Raw genomic sequence first — 17415 nt, 5'->3', positions numbered from 1 at the left:
AAGACCGGATCAGACAGACCGGGCGTCAAGGATATCCAGAACCGTCTGGCAGTTCTTTTTGGCCCTTTCTTTGATCTCTTTGGCCCGGGCCATGGTCTTTTCTTTGTAAACCAGGTCTTTGATCCCCTTCATATTGATGACCACATTTTTATAGGCCCCCCATATCCCCATTTCAAGGGCGCGGGCCCCGACCTCCACATCGGACTGGGATGCAATATTGGAGTATTTTACCACCTGGATCATGGCATCCCATGCCTTGTCCCCAAGAGTCATGGTGGACAAAGGAATCTCAATGGCCTTTTTCAAACCCAGCTGGAGCTGTTCGGATCGATGGGCTTTTTCCGCCTCACTGGCTTTGGGAAGACCCAAGGCGGCCACATAATCAGAGAATGCATTGGTATCGGCATCGATCATAGGAATGAGTTCATGGGCGGCCTCGTGAAGGGAGGGGAATCCACTTTCGCATGGTGTCATCCACATCTTCAAATTTTCTCACCCCCAGGGTAAGCTTGGCTGCCATGGCGCCAAGCCCTGCGCCCATGGCTGCAATGGCCGCAGAGGCAGAGCCGCCCCCCGAGGCTGAACTCCGGTTGGCCACCTCCTGAATAAATCCCCGGACACTCAAGGCGGCAAGGGGCTCATCAGGTTCCTGGGCAATGATATATTCGATAATTTTCTCTTTTGGATCAAAGGGGGCCACAGCGCTTAACCCCAAGCGTTCTATGGCCAGGCGGACCTTCTGGTCCTGGTCCAGAATAAAGAGGCCTTCCTTTTCAATATAATAGTCTGCGGCCATGAGTATGGCTTCCAAAGGAACCACACCCACAATTTCAGATCCGGCCACTCCGATTTTAAGCTTGGCCGCCTCCTCTTTGACCGCCTCAAAAAGGATGTGGGGCGGGGTCACAAGATAATTGTTAAGGTTCACCGTGACCTGGGCCAGGTTATAGTCATCCACATACCAGCCCATACCCTTGACCTCTTTTAACCGTCCGGGTGCATCCGGGCCTCTTCCGGCTTCCCGAAGGTTTAAGGCAATGCGGTGGGCCTGGTTGGGAGTGGACAAGAGATTCACATTATAGGCAATGAGAAAAAACCGAGCCCCTGTGACCGTGGCTCCCCACTGGGGAATAAATTCGGCAGGACCGAAATCGGGTTTCCATTCAGCAAGGCCAATCCGGTCTGAAATGCCCTCATACTGGCCCTTTCGGATCTGGGGCAGTTTGCTGCGATAGTCCTGATCCCCAGATTCCTCGTAAAGATAAATGGGAATGCCCAGTTCCTGGGCAGCCCTTTGACCAAAGGTTTTGGAAATTTGCACACATTCTTCCATGGTCACATTGGCCACGGGAATAAAGGGACAGACATCCATGGCCCCCATGCGGTGGTGTTCTCCTGTGTGGCCGCGCATATCTATCTTTTCCCTGGCCACCCGGGCCGAGGCCAGGGCCCCTTCCACAACGGCCTCAGGATCCCCGACAAAGGTATACACGGTCCTGTTGGTGGATTTTCCAGGATCCACATCCAAAAGACTGCATCCCGAAGTCTTTTCTATGGCCCGGGCAATGGCATCAATGGTTTCTTTGTTTCGTCCTTCTGAAAAATTGGGGACGCACTCCACTATTTTTTTCATAATCCGCCCTTTCCTCTATGGTTGATATGGATATGGTTTATTCATTGTATTACCATAAAGGAATCTACTTGTATATACATGTATACTCATTTTTAATATCCATACAAACTTGATATAGATAAAAGGTCGAATCTTGCCCGGAATCCTTTGACAAGGCAGTTGAAATCATAAAGGATGATCTATCCCGTCTTAAATTAATTTGGCAGGCCTGTACGGGGCAGGGGCCTTTCCCAACCGGTACTGGACACGAGGAAGGGCAGACCATTGGGAAAAGATTTCTGCCAATGCCCTGCACAGCCAATGCGAGGTCCATGCCCATGCCTGTGCCAAATGCTTTCTTAGTTGCGGAAGAATGACAACAATACTAAAAGGACGGCACAAAGGCCTTAGAATAGAGGGACCGGAATATGAAATCCTGTATGCCTATGAAAAGAAAAAAAGCGATTACCCAATCACATTCAGGGAGGCCGAAAAAATCGAAAGCCTGCTCCACCTCATGGCTGACACCAGGGCATAGGGGATATCCTTGCCCGGGGCATCAAATATGCCGCAAAATTCTGGGACCTTGAAGACCAGGCCGTCCATGTCAAAGGTATGGAGCCGGCAGGTTACGATCCCAGGGTACTCAAGGGCATGGGCCTTGCCTATGCATCCTCGGACCGGGGGGCCTACCATCTTCGGGCCACCTTTTACAAGCCCGAGCTTGCCGGAATGATCCTGCCTGACCAGATCAAAGGCAAGGCAGCCTTGTTTGTGGATTTTGAAGACCGCCTCACCCTGTTTGACGCCATGATTCTCTGTAAATTTTACAGGGATCTTTATCCCTGGGAGCTTTTAGGGAAGATAATATCTGCGGCCACGGGAATTGACGGGTCGTCCAAAAATCTGTCTCGCATTGCCGCCAACATCCTTGCCAAAGCCCGGTCATTCAACCTGAGATAAGGAATGAACAAAAGGGATGAAACCCTGCCCAAGGCATTTTTCAAGCCTTTGGAAGACAGCCGCACCCAAATCACTGAAAAAGAGATCAACACCCTCATGCAGACTATCACCGTCTGAGAAAATGGGAAAAATAATCAAAACGACCATGATCCGGGCCTACCCCCTCGGCCCTGTTTTTACCGTCATTTCCAAGGGCGTTCAAAATTCTGTGTCAGTTGAATGAAAGCTGATATACTCAGCTAAATAAGGAGAACTGACATGACCGAAGAAAACACCGAATTTGATTTTCAAAAAGCCCTTAAAGGCATCCAGGAAGGTAAACCCTTCACAGGTAAGGGCGGCGTCCTTACATCATTAATCAAAAATCTTGCTGAAGCTGCTCTTGAAGGAGAGTTGGAGTCCCATCTCGGGCAGGAAGTTTCTGCCAACCGCCGTAATGGAAAAAGCAAAAAGACCATTAAATCCCTGGATGGTAAATTTGAGCTAAAAACCCCGCGTGACAGGGCCGGAACCTTCTCTCCACAGATCGTCAAAAAACATCAGACAACGCTCAGCGATGAAATTGAAAGAAAGATAATAGCCCTTTACGGCCTGGGCATGAGTTATAATGATATGGCTTCCCATTTACAGGAAATCTATGGACTTGAGATTTCAAATGCCACTCTGAGCACCATTACCGATAAAATCATCCATACCGTCAAAGAATGGCAGGCCAGGCCGTTGGAAAATGTGTACCCAATCGTATGGCTTGATGCCATACATTATAAAGTACGAGAAAACGGAAAGGTCGGCAGCAAAGCCGTTTACACAATTCTTGGGGTGAATATCGAGGGCCGCAAAGAGGTTCTTGGGCTGTACATATCCGAGAATGAGGGTGCGAACTTCTGGCTGCAGGTGTTAACAGACCTTTCAAACCGAGGGGTAAAAGATATCCTGATTGCCTGTGTTGATGGTCTAAAAGGTTTTCCCGAGGCCATTGAGACCATATTCCCGGACACAGAAGTTCAACTCTGCGTAGTCCACCAGATCCGAAATTCATTGAAATACGTTGGTTCCAAAAATAAAAAGGAATTTATGGCAGATCTAAAACGTGTTTATAAAGCGGTCAATAAGGATCTGGCCGAAGAAGAACTGGATATCTTGGAAAATAAATGGAATGACAAATACCCGATTGTGATAAAATCCTGGCGGAACAACTGGGAACGCCTCAGTCATTTCTTTAAATATCCAGAAGAGATTCGACGGATAATATACACCACAAATACCATTGAGGCTGTGCATCGACAGTTTCGAAAACTGACCAAAACAAAGGGATCATTCCCGAACCAGGACAGCCTGTTAAAGCTGCTTTACATGGGGATCCAGAACGCCAGTAAAAAATGGACAATGCCGATTCAAAATTGGTCACTGACAATTTCCCAGTTGGCAATTTTCTTTGAAGGCCGGCTGGATAAAGAGCTGGGAATTTGATAGGGATTTATTTACAGATGGAAAAGATGGTTCCAGGAACTCCACTCCAGCAAAAGTCAACTCCTCCGACGTGGCTGATTGAAGGCCCATTCTCGGACCTGACTTTTACTTCCGCTGACGCTGAGGCAGATCCGGGAACCGAAACCGTGACACAGAATTCTGAACATTCCCTTCTAACGCTAAGATGGATTGTAAAAAGGCATTGGAATCCCTTCTCTATGAATCAGACAAGGCTCTCTATCGTTCCAAGGAGAACGGTCGCAATCAGGTGCAAGTTTATGGCCAGTTGTTACAAGACAAAGAGTAAACCCCAACAATGCATAAAAATTTAAGAAAAATGATGCAACTATTTGAATGTACAAAACACTGTGATGAAAATTTGAAAATCCAGGACTTCACCCAAAGTGGATTCCAGGAAAGCATCTTCTAATCCCTTCCCAGAAAATTGGCAGCCGAACCATCCCGGGTTTTTAAACGGAAAAAGAAAAAGCCTTGACATTTCGAATTTAATTATATTATTGAGTTTGATTATAATAATGAATAAAGTTCATTTGTTTGATTGAGTCACCTGTTTTTTACGTCCTTAAAAGATAATTTCAGGCGGGTCTGCTTTGGATCCTGCCTGAACCACGATGATAAGCGGTATTACATTATTTATGCTAAGGAGGGAAAATGGATCTTGCACTGGAAAAGAATTTAATTCAAAGAGTGGCTGTGGGGGATATCTTTAGACGGCGTGCTGCCAACTCCCCGGACCAGGTTGCCCTCCGGGACTATAAAAGTGGAGAAAAAGTACAGTTTTCTTTTCTGGAATTGAACCGGGCCATGAATCAATTTGCCAATGCCGCACAAAAAAGAGGGCTTGCAAAGGGGGATCGTGTGGCCCTGCTCGGCCTGAATTCTTTTGAGTATGTTATTGCCCTTTACGGCTGTGCCAAGGCAGGTCTTACAGCCGTGCCCATCAATCCGGGAATTGCACCTGAAGATGTGGTCTATGTGCTCAAGCATTCAGAGGCATCTGCCATTGTCACAGACAGTCTTCTGGTTCCCCTGGTGGATAAGATTAAACCCGCCCTTTCTGGAATTACCACCATGATCTGCATTCCAACAGGGGAGGAGGCGGTCTCCTCGGATTATATCCTGTTCAGTGATTTTATTGGTCAGGAATCTGACCTTGAACCCGCAGATGTCATCATTGAGGACCGGGATATCTTTGAGATCCTTTATACCAGCGGTACCACAGGGAAACCCAAAGGGGTTTTCATCCACCATGATGCTGCCTATTTTTCATTGTGCCCAGCAGGCGCTGACCCTGGCGACTTTGAATGTGGGCGGGGCTGTTTCCGTGATTCGGCAGTTTGAGCCCGGACAGGTCATGGATATTATTGAAAAAGACCGGCTGAACCTTGTTTTTGGTCTGCCCATTATGTATCGGGCCCTGGTCGGTCATCCAGCGGTCCATGATCACAATTGGGACAATTTAAAAACCGGCTTGTTTGCCATGGCTCCCATGGATCAGGCAACCCTGGAAGCCTGCATTAACGTTTTCAAGGCTGAATTTCCTCTGGCAACCGGCCAGACCGAGTGTTTCCCCCCCACCAATATTTTCCATGCCAGCCGTAATCTGGATAAGCAGGGAAATTATTGGGGTAAATCCAACCTGGTTCTGGATACCGGGGTGATGGATTTTAAAGGGAATCTGCTCGGGCCGGGTGAGGTGGGAGAGATTGTCTGGCGGGGGCCTTTGGTCATGGAAGGGTATTATAAGGATGATGAGGCAACTGCTGCCAGCCGTGAGTTTGGCTGGCAGCATTCCGGAGATCTGGGCTCCTTTGATGCGGATGGTCAGCTTTTGTTTGTGGACCGTAAAAAAGATATGATCAAGACCGGGGGAAAAAATGTGGCCTCGATCAAGGTGGAAAGAGCTATTTTAGAGGACAGCCGGGTAGAGCAGGTCGCTGTGGTGGGTCTGCCGGATGAACGGTGGACAGAGGCGGTGACTGCATTTGTGGTGCCGGTAAAAGACAGCCGTCTGACACCTGAAGAGGTGATTGCCCATTGCAGAAAGGAACTGGGCAAATTTGAGGTGCCCAAACAGGTTATTATCACAGACAGTCTTCCGTTGACCTCAACCGGCAAGGTCAGGAAGAACATACTTCGTGAAAAGGGAAAATAAAATGATCGAAACCGAACTGACCCGCCGTCTGGGGATTAAATATCCCCTGATCGGCGGTGCCATGATGTCCATTTCCACCCCTGAATTTGTGGCTGCCGCCTCAAATGCCGGGGGCATGGGCATATTGGCCTCCACTATTTATAAGACAGGTGAAGCGTTTGAGGCTGCGCTGGATCAGACCTGCGCACTTACGGACAAACCTTTTGCCGTCAATTTAAGCCTGTTTCCAGCCATCCAGGGTGTGGACAATGACCTTTACCTGGATATCATGGAAGGCAGAGGCCTTAAAATTGTTGAGACTTCCGGCCATTCCGCGCCTGTGGAGTTGAGCAAACGCTTCAAGGAAATGGGCATGACCTGGATTCATAAGTGTGTGGGCCCCAGATACGCCAAAAAAGTGGAAGGCCTGGGCGCGGACCTGGTCACGGTGGTGGGGTATGAAAACGGAGGGGCCACGGGGAATTTTGATATTTCCACCATGGTTCTGATTCCGGTGGTCAAGGATGCGGTAAACATTCCTGTGATCGGCGGGGGCGGGATTGTTGACGGCCGCGGGACTGCCCCTGCCCTCTGCCTTGGGGCCTGCGGGGTCATTATGGGGACACGGCTTTTGGCCACCAAAGAATGCCCCATCCATGATAATATTAAACAGGTGCTTTTGAATACAACGGAAATCGATACCCGTCTGGTAATGAGGTCCATCAATGCCACCCACAGGGTGTTGGCCAACCCGGCGGCGGAACGCTGCCTGGAACTGGAAGCCCAGAGTGTGGATTTCAAGCAGATCCTGGAAGTGGTCTCGGGGTTAAAGGCCAAATCCATGTATGATAAAGGTGATCTCCGGGAAGGGATTATTGCCTGTGGCCAGGGGATTGGCTTGGTTGAGGATATTCCCAACATCAAAACATTGTTTGACCGGATCATGGAAGAGACGGCAGAGATATTTGCCCGCACAACGGGCTGTGTTGTAAATTAAAGACCTATAAAGATCTTTTTCAGGGGTGGGTGGTGACCCTTGCCAGGCCGCCTATGGTGAATTCGACGGCATCCCGGGCCATGGCTTTTTGCTGGCCCGGTTTGTGGTCGTCTATGAGAAAGTGAAGTGCCATTTTTTCATAGACACCCAGAATGCAGTTGGCAAATATTTCTGGGGACTCCGGACTTCGAAAGGTATAGCCGGCTTCCCTGCCTAATCGGTCTGTGGCTTTGCTCAAATCGGCAGAGATGGTTTCGGACATTTTTTTCCGGCGGTTTTCCATTTTTTTCCCATGGCTTGTGGCTTCCCTGAACAGAATAAGGGCCTTGTGGGTATGCTCAAGACAGAATTCATCAAAAAACGCCTGGCCGGCCATTTCTATTCCCTGTTCCGGGGTGTCGGCCTTTTCAAATTTTTTTCCAAGGATAGACCGGAGCAGAAACAGCGACTCATCAAACAATTGATCTAAAAGGGCTTCTTTGTTTTTAAAATAAAAATATACCGTTCCAACGGAGACTTCTGCCTTGTCCGCAATTTGTTCCACACTGGTCTCAAGAAACCCTCGGTGGGCAAAAAGGGATTCTGCCGCATCCAGAATGGTCCGGTAACGGTACTCCCGTTCCCTTGCCCGTCTGAGTTCGGACCTGGACAACGTTTTTGTCATGGGGTCTGTCTTCCTCTTTTGAGGGCCTTCTGTCAAAGAATTCATGTCTCACTATAGGCAATTTTTCAAATTATTGTCAACACCGGCAACCGGGGGATATGCCGATGCAAAAAGAGACACCAGGGATAAGTCGTGGGGAAAATCCTAAATATAAAAGTCACACCCTAATATGATCCTGAAAAATAAAAGTTAAACACTTTTTTTATTGACAATAAAATAGTCATGCTATAATTTTCTATGGAAATAAGAAAGGCATCATTATTTTACGTTGAAATAATATGAGACTCTTGGTTTTAAGGCAGATTGGTTTCATATCAATGCAGTTTAATTTACTATTAAGGATTTTTTGGTATGGATGTGATCGAAACCCGGATAGACGTCAATTCAGAAAATTATCAGACCAATTACAAAGAGATGAGCTCCCTGGTGGAAGATTTGAACCGGGAATTGGATATCTCCATGAACCAGCGCTCTGAAAAGGCCCTGGCCCGGCACAGGGAATCAGGCAAGATCCCGGCCGAAAAAAAACTCGAACTGCTCTTAGACCGGAACACCCCCTTTCTCGAAATTGCCCCTTTGGCTGCCAAAGGATTGTATGACGGCAAAATTCACAAGGCAGGGATCGTTGCCGGTATTGGTATGGTCGGGGGTAAAGAGTGCATGGTGAACATGAGTGATGCCACCATCAAGGGCGGGTCCATGTATCCTCTGTCCGTGAAAAAAATTTTACGATGTCAGACCATTGCCATGGAAAATCGATTGCCCTTTATTAATCTAATGGATTCTGCCGGGGCATTTTTGCCCCTGCAGTCAGAGATTTTTCCTGACATAGATGACGGGGGACGGGTGTTTTACAACCAGGCCCGGATGTCCAAGATGGGAATTCCCCAGATTGTGGGGGTCATGGGCCTGTGTACGGCTGGCGGGGCCTACGGGGTTGCCATGTGTGACGAGATTGTCCATGTCAAGGATCACGGGGCTATTTTTTTGGGCGGTCCGCCCCTGGTCAAGGCGGCCACCGGCGATGAGGTCACGGCCGACGAACTGGGCGGTCCCTCTGTCCATTGCCAGGAATCAGGCGTTTCTGACTATTTTGCCGAAGATGATCCCCAGGCCATAGCCATGATCCGGAAGATTGTGAAGAACCTGCCGGAAAATATTAAATCCCAATTGTCTGTCAAGGCAGCTACCCCCCCCCTTTATGATCCAAAAGAGCTTTACGGTATTGTCAGCCCGGATCTTGCCAAGCCATACGATATCAGGGAGGTCATTGCCCGGGTGGTGGACGGCAGTGAATTTTTGGAGTTCAAGGAGATGTACGGTCCCACCCTGGTCACAGGCTGGGCCCATATTCACGGGTATCCCGTGGGCATTCTGGCCAATAATGGTATTTTATTTTCCGAAAGCGCCCAGAAAGGGACCCAGTTTATTCAGCTGTGTGACAAACGAAAGATTCCTTTGGTGTTTATCCAGAATATCAACGGGTTTATTGTGGGCAAGGCCTATGAAAAGGGCGGGATTACCAAGGACGGCCATAAAATGGTCAATGCCGTATCCAATTGCACGGTGCCTAAATTCACCATGGTTGTGGGCGCCTCTTTTGGGGCGGGCAATTATGCCATGTGCGGCAGGGCCTATTCCCCAAGGATGCTCTGGATGTGGCCCAATGCCCAGATCGGTGTCATGGGCGGTGCCCAGGCAGCGGATGTGCTGATTTCCATCACCAATGATCAGCGCCGGCGAATGGAACAGGACGAGATGACCAAAGACGAGGTGGCAGCCATACGCAACCCGGTGTTGGCCAATGCCTTTAAAGAAGGCAATGCCTATTATTCCACTTCCCAGCTCTGGGACGACGGGATCATTGATCCTGCAAAATCCAGGGACGTGCTGGGCTTGTGTATTTCAGCCTCCCTGAATGCACCCCTCAGGGATGAAGAATACGGGTATGGTGTTTTTAGAATGTAGGCCAAAAGGAAATGATTATGTTTGAAAAAATACTTATTGCAAACCGGGGAGAGATTGCGGTCCGGGTCATCCAGACCTGTAAGGATATGGGCATTAAGACCGTGGCGGTCTATTCCGAGGCTGATGCATCAGCCCTTCATCGCCTTGAAGCAGACGAGGCCGTGTGCATTGGTCCTTCAGATCCGGGGATCAGCTACCTGAATATGGATAAAATTATTGATGCCGCCCACAAAACAGGGGCCCAGGCCATTCATCCCGGATATGGGTTTTTGTCTGAAAATCATGGGTTTGCCGAAAAATGTGCCCAGGCAGAACTTGTGTTTATCGGGCCTTCGGCCAGGGTCATCCGGGAGATGGGAGATAAACTTACGGCCCGGAAAATAATGAAGGCCGCGGGTGTGCCTGTGGTCCCTGGGCTCTCCGGCAGTGACGCTAGTCCTGCGGATATGCTGGAAAAGGCAGAGGAGATGGGATTCCCGGTATTGATCAAGGCCAGTGCCGGAGGCGGAGGCAAAGGCATCCGCATTGTAAACCGGGCAGAAGAGATGGAAGAGGCCGTGGCAGTGGCATCCCGTGAAGCGATCAATGCATTTGGCGACGGCCGGGTGTATCTGGAAAAATTTTTCACCCAGGCCCGGCATATCGAGTTTCAGATTCTGGCGGACAGCCAGGGCAACACCGTTCATCTGCTGGAGAGGGAATGTTCCATCCAGCGCCGGCACCAGAAAATTATTGAAGAAACCCCTTCCATGGCCGTGGATCCTGACTTAAGACAGCGCATGGGAAAAACAGCCTGTGATGCGGCCAGGGCTGCCGGATATGTCAATGCCGGAACCGTTGAGTTTCTTCTGGACCACCAGGGCCGATACTATTTTCTGGAAATGAATACCCGGCTCCAGGTGGAACATCCCATTACCGAGTTTGTCACGGGCATTGATCTTGTCCGTCAGCAGATCCTTGTGGCCGCCGGAACGCCGTTAGAGTTGTCTCAGTCTGATATCGCTTGCCGGGGCCATGCCATTGAATGCCGGATTTATGCCGAAGATCCTGAAAACGGGTTTTTCCCCAGCCCCGGTAAAATTGACTGGTATGAAGCCCCTTCAGGGCCGGGCATCCGGAATGATGCCGGGGTCTATTCCGGGGCCATGGTCCCTGTGGAGTACGATCCGATTCTGTCCAAGCTTACGGTCCATGCCGAAACCCGGGACCAGGCCATTGCCAAGATGATCAAGTCTTTGGCCGCCTATGTGGTCATTGGCGTGCGGACCCCTGTGGATTTTCTTGCCGATGTTCTGGACTGTGATTCATTTAGAAAAGGCGAGGTGTTCACGGATTTTATCGACACCCATTTTTCTGACTGGTCACCTGGGGCAGATGATGCAGATTTGGCCTGTCTGGCCTATATTGCAGATGAGTTATGCCCAGGAAAGCTATCGTCCGGGGGGGCTGCCCAAAAAGATTCAGCAAAGGTTTCTACACCTTTTTTAACCCTTGGCCATTGGAAACTATAACCACCGGACCCTAGGAGAAAATAATGGAATATCATTTGGACGTGAACAATAAAATTATAGATTTGGATTTACAATCCCGGTCGGAAAACACGGCCCTTATCAGGATCGGCCAAGAGGACTATGACCTGGAGTTCCAGCGGATTTCAGACCGGAAAATTCATTTTAGTGTGAATGGGTCCCAATTTAACGCCTGGGTGGAAAATACGGATCAGGGTAAATCCGTGATGTTCAAGGGCCGGCATTATTTTATCATAGATAAGGATTCCCAGGACCAGGCCCGGTCAAAGAAATTAACAACCGGCCAGGAACCCACCACCGTGACCCCGCCCATGCCTGCCATTGTAATCCAGGTGCCGGTATCCCCGGGTGATCTGGTCAAAAAGGGGGATATCGTGGTGGTGGTTTCTGCCATGAAAATGGAAACGGCACTTAAGGCCCCCTACAGCGGAAAAATAAGTCGCATCAGCGTGGCAGAAGGGGACAAGGTCATGCCCGGAGATATCCTGGCAGATATTGACAAAATCACAGACGAGGAAACGGCATGAGCGATTTAAATTATAAAAAAGAAGGGTATATCGGGTGGATTTCAATCAACCGGCCTGACCAGGGAAATACCATCAGCCCTGTGGCCATTGATTTTTTTCTCAAATTTTTGGACCAGGCCCAGGAAGATCCGGATGTCCGGGTCGTCTGCCTGACAGCAGAGGGCGACCGGATTTTTTGTTCCGGTGCGGATTTGGGCGGCGCCATGCAGGCGGCCCCCGAACAAAAGCGCAAGATGTTCAATGCCTATGCCGGGCTTCTGGCGCGGATTTCCCAGTTTCCCAAACTCACCCTGGCAAAGGTCAACGGCCATTGCCTGGCCGGGGGTACGGGATTTATGCTGGCCTGCGATATTGTCATTGCCCGTGAAGATGCCAAATTCGGCACCCCTGAAGTCAATGTGGGGCTGTTTCCCATGATGATCGGCGCCTTGATTTTCAGGAACGTGCTCAGGAAAAAAGCCATGGAAATGATCTTGCTGGGGGAAAAAATGCCGGCTTCCCAGGCCTTGGACATGGGCATGGTTACAAGGGTTTATCCCAAAGATATTTTTGATGACCAGGTGGATAAGATTCTGGGAACTCTGGCCGCCAAGAGTCCTCTGGGCCTTCGCCTGGGAAAGGAGGCCTTTAATGCCTGTGAAGGACTGGCACTTGAACCTGCCCTGTCTCGCCTGGCCCAGGGGCTGGAGGCCGTGGCCGGAACAAAGGATGCGGTGGAAGGTATCACCGCATTTATGGAAAAACGCACGCCTGTATTTACGGGGGAATAAAAGATGAAAGATTCTGACCGACCATTGATCATTGCCAATTGCAGCGGTTTTTTAGGAGACCGGATGTCGGCTGCCAGAGAAATGGTGGAAGGCGGCCCCATTGATGTGCTCACCGGGGATTATCTGGCCGAGTTGACCATGGCCCTGCTCTTTCGCATGAAAATGAAAGCCCCTGAAAAGGGGTATGCGGTTTCTTTCTTAAAACAGATGGAAGCTGTGATGGGGCCATGTCTGGACAAGGGCATCAAGGTGGTTGCCAATGCCGGCGGGCTCAATCCTCTGGGCCTGGCAACGGCTTTGGAAGATGTGGCAGCTCAGCTGGGGCTCCACCCGAAGGTGGCCTCAATTTCCGGGGATGATATCCTTTCCCGGCTGCCTGAACTTCAGGCGGAAAACCAGGCCTTTGTTCATCTGGATTCAGGGGAGAAATTATCAGATGCCCAGGGAGCACCCCTTACGGCCAATGCCTATCTGGGCGGCTGGGGCATTACAAGGGCGCTTAAAGAGGGGGCGGATATTGTGGTGGGCGGGCGTATTGCCGATGCCGCGCTGGTCTCCGGACCCTGCGCCTGGAAGTTCAACTGGCAGCCCAATGACTGGGACTGCCTGGCCGGGGCCTATGCCGCAGGCCATATCATTGAATGCGGAACCCAGGCCACAGGGGGTAATTATTCGTTTATGGAGGAGATCCCCTCGTTTAAGAATATGGGTTTTCCCATTGCAGAGGTAAATCCGGACGGCTCTTTTGTGATCACCAAACATGAAGGAACCGGTGGCAGGGTATCCACAGGGACGGTCACGGCCCAGCTGCTCTATGAAATTCAGACACCCGGGTACAAGACCCCTGACGTGACCGCCCATTTTGACACCCTCAAACTGGAACAGGAAGGAGAGGATAGGGTCAGGGTAAGCGGTACCCGTGGCACGCCTCCGCCGGAGACCACCAAGGTCTGCATCAATACCTTCTGGGGCCAGAGAAATACCATGACCGTGTTGCTCACGGGTCTGGATATAGAAAAAAAGGCGGCCATTGTGGAAGAGGCGCTCTTTGATCTTTTGGGCGGCAAAGACCAGTTTGCCGAAACCTGTGTCCAGCTCATCAGATCGGACAAAGAAGATCCGGATCACAACGATCTTGCCTTTGCTCGCCTGAGGATTACGGTCATGGATCCGGATGCCCAAAAGGCAGGCAAATTCTTTTCTTCCAAGGTGGTTGAAATGGCCCTGGCCAGCATCTCGGGATTTACCCTGACAGGTCCGCCTTCTTCTGGCAGTCCGGCCATCCGCCATTGGCCCACTCTTGTGGACTCGGAAAAGATTATTCAATCTGTGAGTATGGGCAGCAAGGTGGTTGAGGTGCCCCAGAAAATTGTTGTTGGCGAGCCTAGCCCAAAAGGTCGGGCTGAATCTTTACCCTCTGTGCCGACCGGTTTTTTTGAGGGTGAAAAAACCCGGACCATGCCTTTGGGCCGGCTTTTTGCCACCCGATCCGGGGACAAGGGAGGGAATGCCAATTTAGGGGTATGGGCAAAAGATGACAGGTCCCATGTTTTTTTATCCCAATACCTGACCTGTGATCGCCTCAGGCAGCTGCTTCCGGATGCTGCCTCCTTTGAGATACAGCGGTATGACCTGCCCAATCTCAAGGCGATTAACTTTTATATCAAGGGAATATTGGGTCATGGGGTGGCGGCATCCATGAGAAGCGACCCCCAGGCCAAAACCCTGGGAGAGTATTTAAGGGCGAAAATGATCGAGGTTCCGGTTTCAATTTTATAGGAAACGTCAGCGGTAAGGGCAATTGGCCCTTTTGAGACATTTTAATTTTTATTGGTAAAGGAAAATTCATGGGAAGTGATATCTATTTTAACAAGGAACATGATCTGGTGCGCAAGGCTGTTCGGGATTTTGTAAACAAAGAGATCAATCCCTATGTGGACCAATGGGAGGAGGAGGGGTTTACCCCCCTTCACCAGATTTTTAAAAAAATGGGAGATTTGGGCTTCATCGGCACCCGGTTTGATGAAAAATACGGCGGAGAAGGGCTGGATTACTGGTATGAAACCATTGTGCTTGAAGAGTGTGCAAGGATTCATTGCGGCGGTATCCCCATGGCCATTGCCGTTCAGTCAAATATGGCCACCCCGGCCCTGGATCAGTTTGGGTCGGACTATATCAAGCAGACCTATCTTAAGCCCGCATTAAAGGGAGATATGGTGGCGGCCATTGCCGTGACAGAGCCCGATGCCGGGTCTGATGTGGCCTCTTTGAAATCCACGGCGGTAAGGGAAGGGGACCATTATATCCTCAATGGATCCAAGACCTATATCACCAATGGGCTTCAGGCTGATTTTCTAACCCTTTTGGCCAGAACTTCGGATGAACCCGGCTACCACAGTTTTGGGCTTTTTGTAGTGCCCACGGATATCAAGGGGTTTTCCGTATCCAAAAAACTGGACAAGCTGGGCATGCGTAGCTCAGACACAGCAGAGCTCTTTTTTGACAACATGAAAATACCGGCGGAAAATCTCATCGGTGTTGAAGGCGAAGGGTTTATTCAGCAGATGCAGCAGTTTCAGCACGAGCGGTTTTCCGTTCTGCCCCTGGCCTATATCATGGCCCAGGAAACCATCAAGGAAACCATTGAATACCTAAAGGGCAGGGTGGTCTTTGGCAAGCCTTTGATCAAAAAGCAGGTGCTGCGTCATCGTCTGGCCCACTGGCTGGCCGAGATTGAAACGGTGCAGCAGCTGACCTATCATATTGTGCGCATGAAAATGAACGGCCAGGATGCCACCCGGGAAATTTCAATGGGTAAGCTTTTGAGCGGCAACCTTCTCAACGAGGTGACTGCCGGCTGCCTTCAGATGTTCGGCGGCATGGGGTTCATGAATGAGATGCGGATCTCAAGGCGGTTCAGGGATTCCCGCCTGATTTCCATTGGCGCCGGCGCCAGTGAAGTCATGAGTGAAATCATTACCAAAACCTATGGGTTTTAAAACCCGGATTTTTTAAAATGAAATTTCCTGGTCCCAGGATCCTGCCAATGCTGAAGCGTTGGCAGGATCCGCCGGGTATCTCACGGGAATTTAAACCGTTTAAACAACAATCAAAGGGGGCGGAGGTCTGTTTTTTTTTGCTTGACACACCGAACATTGTTCGTTACTTAGAACGACAAAATTTTCTTGCCTGAAAATACAGGTCGACTGTGAGGCTTTTTTATGGAAAATTTGCCCGGGCACCAGCGGCAGTTCCTTAATGAGGGTTAAAAAACATCCCCTCTTTGTATTTTTAGGATCATAAAATTTTATATTTCCGTTGGATGAAATGGCTGGGCGATACTGCCACAAGGCGTTTGATTGAAAAGGAGATTTAGCTCTATGTGGAAAAAAGAAGTTGAAGAAATCGAAAAAAGAAAAAAATAGCCTACGAACTCGGGGGTGAAAAAGGGGTGGAACGGCAGCATGGCCAAGGCAAAATGACGGTCAGAGAGAGAATAGATCTGCTGATTGATTCGGGCACCTTTAAAGAAACCGGGGTCATGGCGGGTGTGGCAACCTATACGAACAACAATCAGGACTTAGAAGAGATCACCCCCTGTCCGGTTGTCATCGGCAGGGGGAAAATCAACGGACAAAAAGTGATTGTCCAGGGGGATGATTTTACCATCCGGGGGGCTTCTGTGGGACGGCTGTTCAAGGCCAAACTTGCATACAACGGTAAAATGGCCCATGAGATGAGACTGCCCCTGGTCAGGCTTCTGGACGGTGCCGGCGGGACCATTCGTGAAGTGGCCGATATCGGATATCTTGAGCTTCCGGTGGTCAATGACGTGGCCATGGGAATGCTGGCGGATTTGATGTCTGAAATCCCAATGGTTTCCGTTGCCCTTGGACCGGTCTCCGGAATTGGTGCGCTTTTGGCAGTTGAATCCCATTTTTCCATCATGGTCAAAGAGAAAAGCCAGGTGTTTGTGGGAGGACCGCCTCTGGTCCAGTGGGCCCAGGGTCAGAAGGTCTCCAAAGAAGAGCTTGGCGGTTATCGGATACACACCAGAGGCAGCGGTGTCATTGATAATGAGGCGGAGAGTGAAGAGGACGCCATTGAACAGGCCAAACAATTTTTGGATTACCTGCCGTCCAATGTGTGGGAGATGCCCGAAAGAAAATATCAGGACAAGGATGACCCGGAACGCCGGGAAGAAGAGCTTTTGTCCATTATTCCCAAGAATGGGAAAAAAACATATGACATGAGGCGAATATTGGAATGTATATAGCAATGCCGATAATTATTTATACATCCTGATAATTTCATCAATCGTTTCGTTTTCATTGTATTCACGGATGGTTTTTAGGGCCGCAAAATCGTGTTCAATCGGATTGAGATCCGGTGAATACGGGGGCAAAAACAAAAGAGCTGCACCAGTTCTTTCTATCAAATATTTGGTTTCTTCGCCCTTGTGGAAGGATGCGTTATCCATCACAACGACATGATTATCGTTCAGATGTGGACTCAACTGGTGTTCGATCCAAGCATTAAAGATATCCGCATTGCATGTTCCCTGAAACAAAAATGGTTCTTCAAAACTATATTCGATGCGGGCAGCAATCAAAGACGTTCGAGGGTGCTTTGTTCCTGCAATCAAACCATGAACACGCTGCCCTTTGAGAGCATATCCATAGCGACGGGTTGTAATAAGAGAGGGCGTTCAAAATTCTGTGTCAGTTGAATGAAAGCTGATATACTCAGCTAAATAAGGA

General features: G+C 49.7%; 13 protein-coding genes and 2 pseudogenes. 12 read left to right on the top strand and 3 right to left on the bottom strand.

Annotation, left to right across the window (positions count from 1 at the left end; all coding sequences use genetic code 11):
• Positions 1–9: 9 nt before the first annotated feature.
• Positions 10–1633: pseudogene (ftcD, locus tag HUN05_10020) on the bottom strand (glutamate formimidoyltransferase).
• A 193-nt stretch (positions 1634–1826) separates the two neighbouring features.
• Between ftcD and HUN05_10015 the strand changes: the two are divergent.
• The 5 genes and pseudogenes from HUN05_10015 (at position 1827) to HUN05_09995 (ending at position 7197) form a co-directional block, all read left to right on the top strand.
• Positions 1827–2575: pseudogene (locus tag HUN05_10015) on the top strand (hypothetical protein).
• Between the two features lie 258 nt (positions 2576–2833).
• Entirely contained in the window at positions 2834–4045 is a 1212-nt protein-coding gene (locus tag HUN05_10010; GenBank protein ID WDP85423.1) for an IS256 family transposase, read from the top strand.
• Positions 4046–4717: 672 nt separating this feature from the next.
• Positions 4718–5407 (top strand): AMP-binding protein, encoded by a 690-nt coding sequence (locus HUN05_10005; protein WDP85422.1) that lies wholly within the window; start codon positions 4718–4720, stop codon positions 5405–5407.
• Positions 5316–6221, top strand: coding sequence for an AMP-binding protein (locus HUN05_10000; GenBank protein ID WDP85421.1), 906 nt, complete (start codon positions 5316–5318; stop codon positions 6219–6221). Before HUN05_10005 ends, HUN05_10000 begins: the two co-directional genes overlap by 92 nt.
• Before the next feature lies 1 nt (position 6222).
• A complete protein-coding gene (locus tag HUN05_09995; protein ID WDP85420.1) occupies positions 6223–7197 on the top strand; it encodes a nitronate monooxygenase in 975 nt (324 codons plus the stop codon).
• A 19-nt stretch (positions 7198–7216) separates the two neighbouring features.
• Here HUN05_09995 and HUN05_09990 read toward each other — a convergent pair whose 3' ends face one another.
• On the bottom strand, positions 7217–7861 hold the full coding sequence (locus tag HUN05_09990; GenBank protein WDP85419.1) for a helix-turn-helix transcriptional regulator: 645 nt from the start codon (positions 7859–7861) through the stop codon (positions 7217–7219).
• A gap of 351 nt (positions 7862–8212) precedes the next feature.
• Here HUN05_09990 and HUN05_09985 point away from each other — a divergent pair, with 351 nt between their 5' ends.
• The 7 genes from HUN05_09985 (at position 8213) to HUN05_09955 (ending at position 16931) form a co-directional block, all read left to right on the top strand.
• Positions 8213–9829 (top strand): methylcrotonoyl-CoA carboxylase, encoded by a 1617-nt coding sequence (locus tag HUN05_09985; protein ID WDP85418.1) that lies wholly within the window; start codon positions 8213–8215, stop codon positions 9827–9829.
• Positions 9830–9846: 17 nt separating this feature from the next.
• Positions 9847–11340, top strand: coding sequence for an acetyl-CoA carboxylase biotin carboxylase subunit (locus HUN05_09980; GenBank protein WDP85417.1), 1494 nt, complete (start codon positions 9847–9849; stop codon positions 11338–11340).
• Positions 11341–11363: 23 nt separating this feature from the next.
• Positions 11364–11885, top strand: coding sequence for a biotin attachment protein (locus HUN05_09975; GenBank protein WDP85416.1), 522 nt, complete (start codon positions 11364–11366; stop codon positions 11883–11885).
• On the top strand, positions 11882–12655 hold the full coding sequence (locus HUN05_09970) for an enoyl-CoA hydratase/isomerase family protein (protein ID WDP85415.1): 774 nt from the start codon (positions 11882–11884) through the stop codon (positions 12653–12655). The genes HUN05_09975 and HUN05_09970 overlap by 4 nt, the downstream gene beginning before the upstream one ends.
• Positions 12656–12658: 3 nt before the next feature.
• Positions 12659–14434, top strand: coding sequence for a DUF1446 domain-containing protein (locus HUN05_09965; GenBank protein WDP85414.1), 1776 nt, complete (start codon positions 12659–12661; stop codon positions 14432–14434).
• Positions 14435–14502: 68 nt separating this feature from the next.
• Positions 14503–15654, top strand: a complete 1152-nt coding sequence (locus tag HUN05_09960; protein WDP85413.1) for an acyl-CoA dehydrogenase family protein — start codon at positions 14503–14505, stop codon at positions 15652–15654.
• A 452-nt stretch (positions 15655–16106) separates the two neighbouring features.
• Positions 16107–16931, top strand: a complete 825-nt coding sequence (locus tag HUN05_09955; protein WDP85412.1) for a hypothetical protein — start codon at positions 16107–16109, stop codon at positions 16929–16931.
• 12 nt (positions 16932–16943) lie between these two features.
• Here HUN05_09955 and HUN05_09950 read toward each other — a convergent pair whose 3' ends face one another.
• Positions 16944–17351 (bottom strand): transposase, encoded by a 408-nt coding sequence (locus HUN05_09950; protein ID WDP88017.1) that lies wholly within the window; start codon positions 17349–17351, stop codon positions 16944–16946.
• Between the last annotated feature and the right edge of the window lie 64 nt (positions 17352–17415).

It is taken from the genome of Desulfobacter sp., assembly GCA_028768545.1.
Classification (GTDB): domain Bacteria; phylum Desulfobacterota; class Desulfobacteria; order Desulfobacterales; family Desulfobacteraceae; genus Desulfobacter.
Note: the sequence above shows the minus strand (reverse complement) of the source record. Positions and strands in the feature narration are given on the sequence as shown.

What these genes read in the sequence shown, in the direction of transcription:
- HUN05_10000 (WDP85421.1), top strand. Translation starts at nt 5,316, where the DNA reads ATGATGCTGCCTATTTTTCATTGTGCCCAGCAGGCGCTGACCCTGGCG.
- HUN05_09985 (WDP85418.1), top strand. Translation starts at nt 8,213, where the DNA reads ATGGATGTGATCGAAACCCGGATAGACGTCAATTCAGAAAATTATCAG.
- HUN05_09970 (WDP85415.1), top strand. Translation starts at nt 11,882, where the DNA reads ATGAGCGATTTAAATTATAAAAAAGAAGGGTATATCGGGTGGATTTCA.
- HUN05_09960 (WDP85413.1), top strand. Translation starts at nt 14,503, where the DNA reads ATGGGAAGTGATATCTATTTTAACAAGGAACATGATCTGGTGCGCAAG.
- HUN05_10010 (WDP85423.1), top strand. Translation starts at nt 2,834, where the DNA reads ATGACCGAAGAAAACACCGAATTTGATTTTCAAAAAGCCCTTAAAGGC.
- HUN05_09980 (WDP85417.1), top strand. Translation starts at nt 9,847, where the DNA reads ATGTTTGAAAAAATACTTATTGCAAACCGGGGAGAGATTGCGGTCCGG.
- HUN05_10005 (WDP85422.1), top strand. Translation starts at nt 4,718, where the DNA reads ATGGATCTTGCACTGGAAAAGAATTTAATTCAAAGAGTGGCTGTGGGG.
- HUN05_09975 (WDP85416.1), top strand. Translation starts at nt 11,364, where the DNA reads ATGGAATATCATTTGGACGTGAACAATAAAATTATAGATTTGGATTTA.
- HUN05_09965 (WDP85414.1), top strand. Translation starts at nt 12,659, where the DNA reads ATGAAAGATTCTGACCGACCATTGATCATTGCCAATTGCAGCGGTTTT.
- HUN05_09990 (WDP85419.1), bottom strand. Translation starts at nt 7,861, where the DNA reads ATGACAAAAACGTTGTCCAGGTCCGAACTCAGACGGGCAAGGGAACGG.
- HUN05_09995 (WDP85420.1), top strand. Translation starts at nt 6,223, where the DNA reads ATGATCGAAACCGAACTGACCCGCCGTCTGGGGATTAAATATCCCCTG.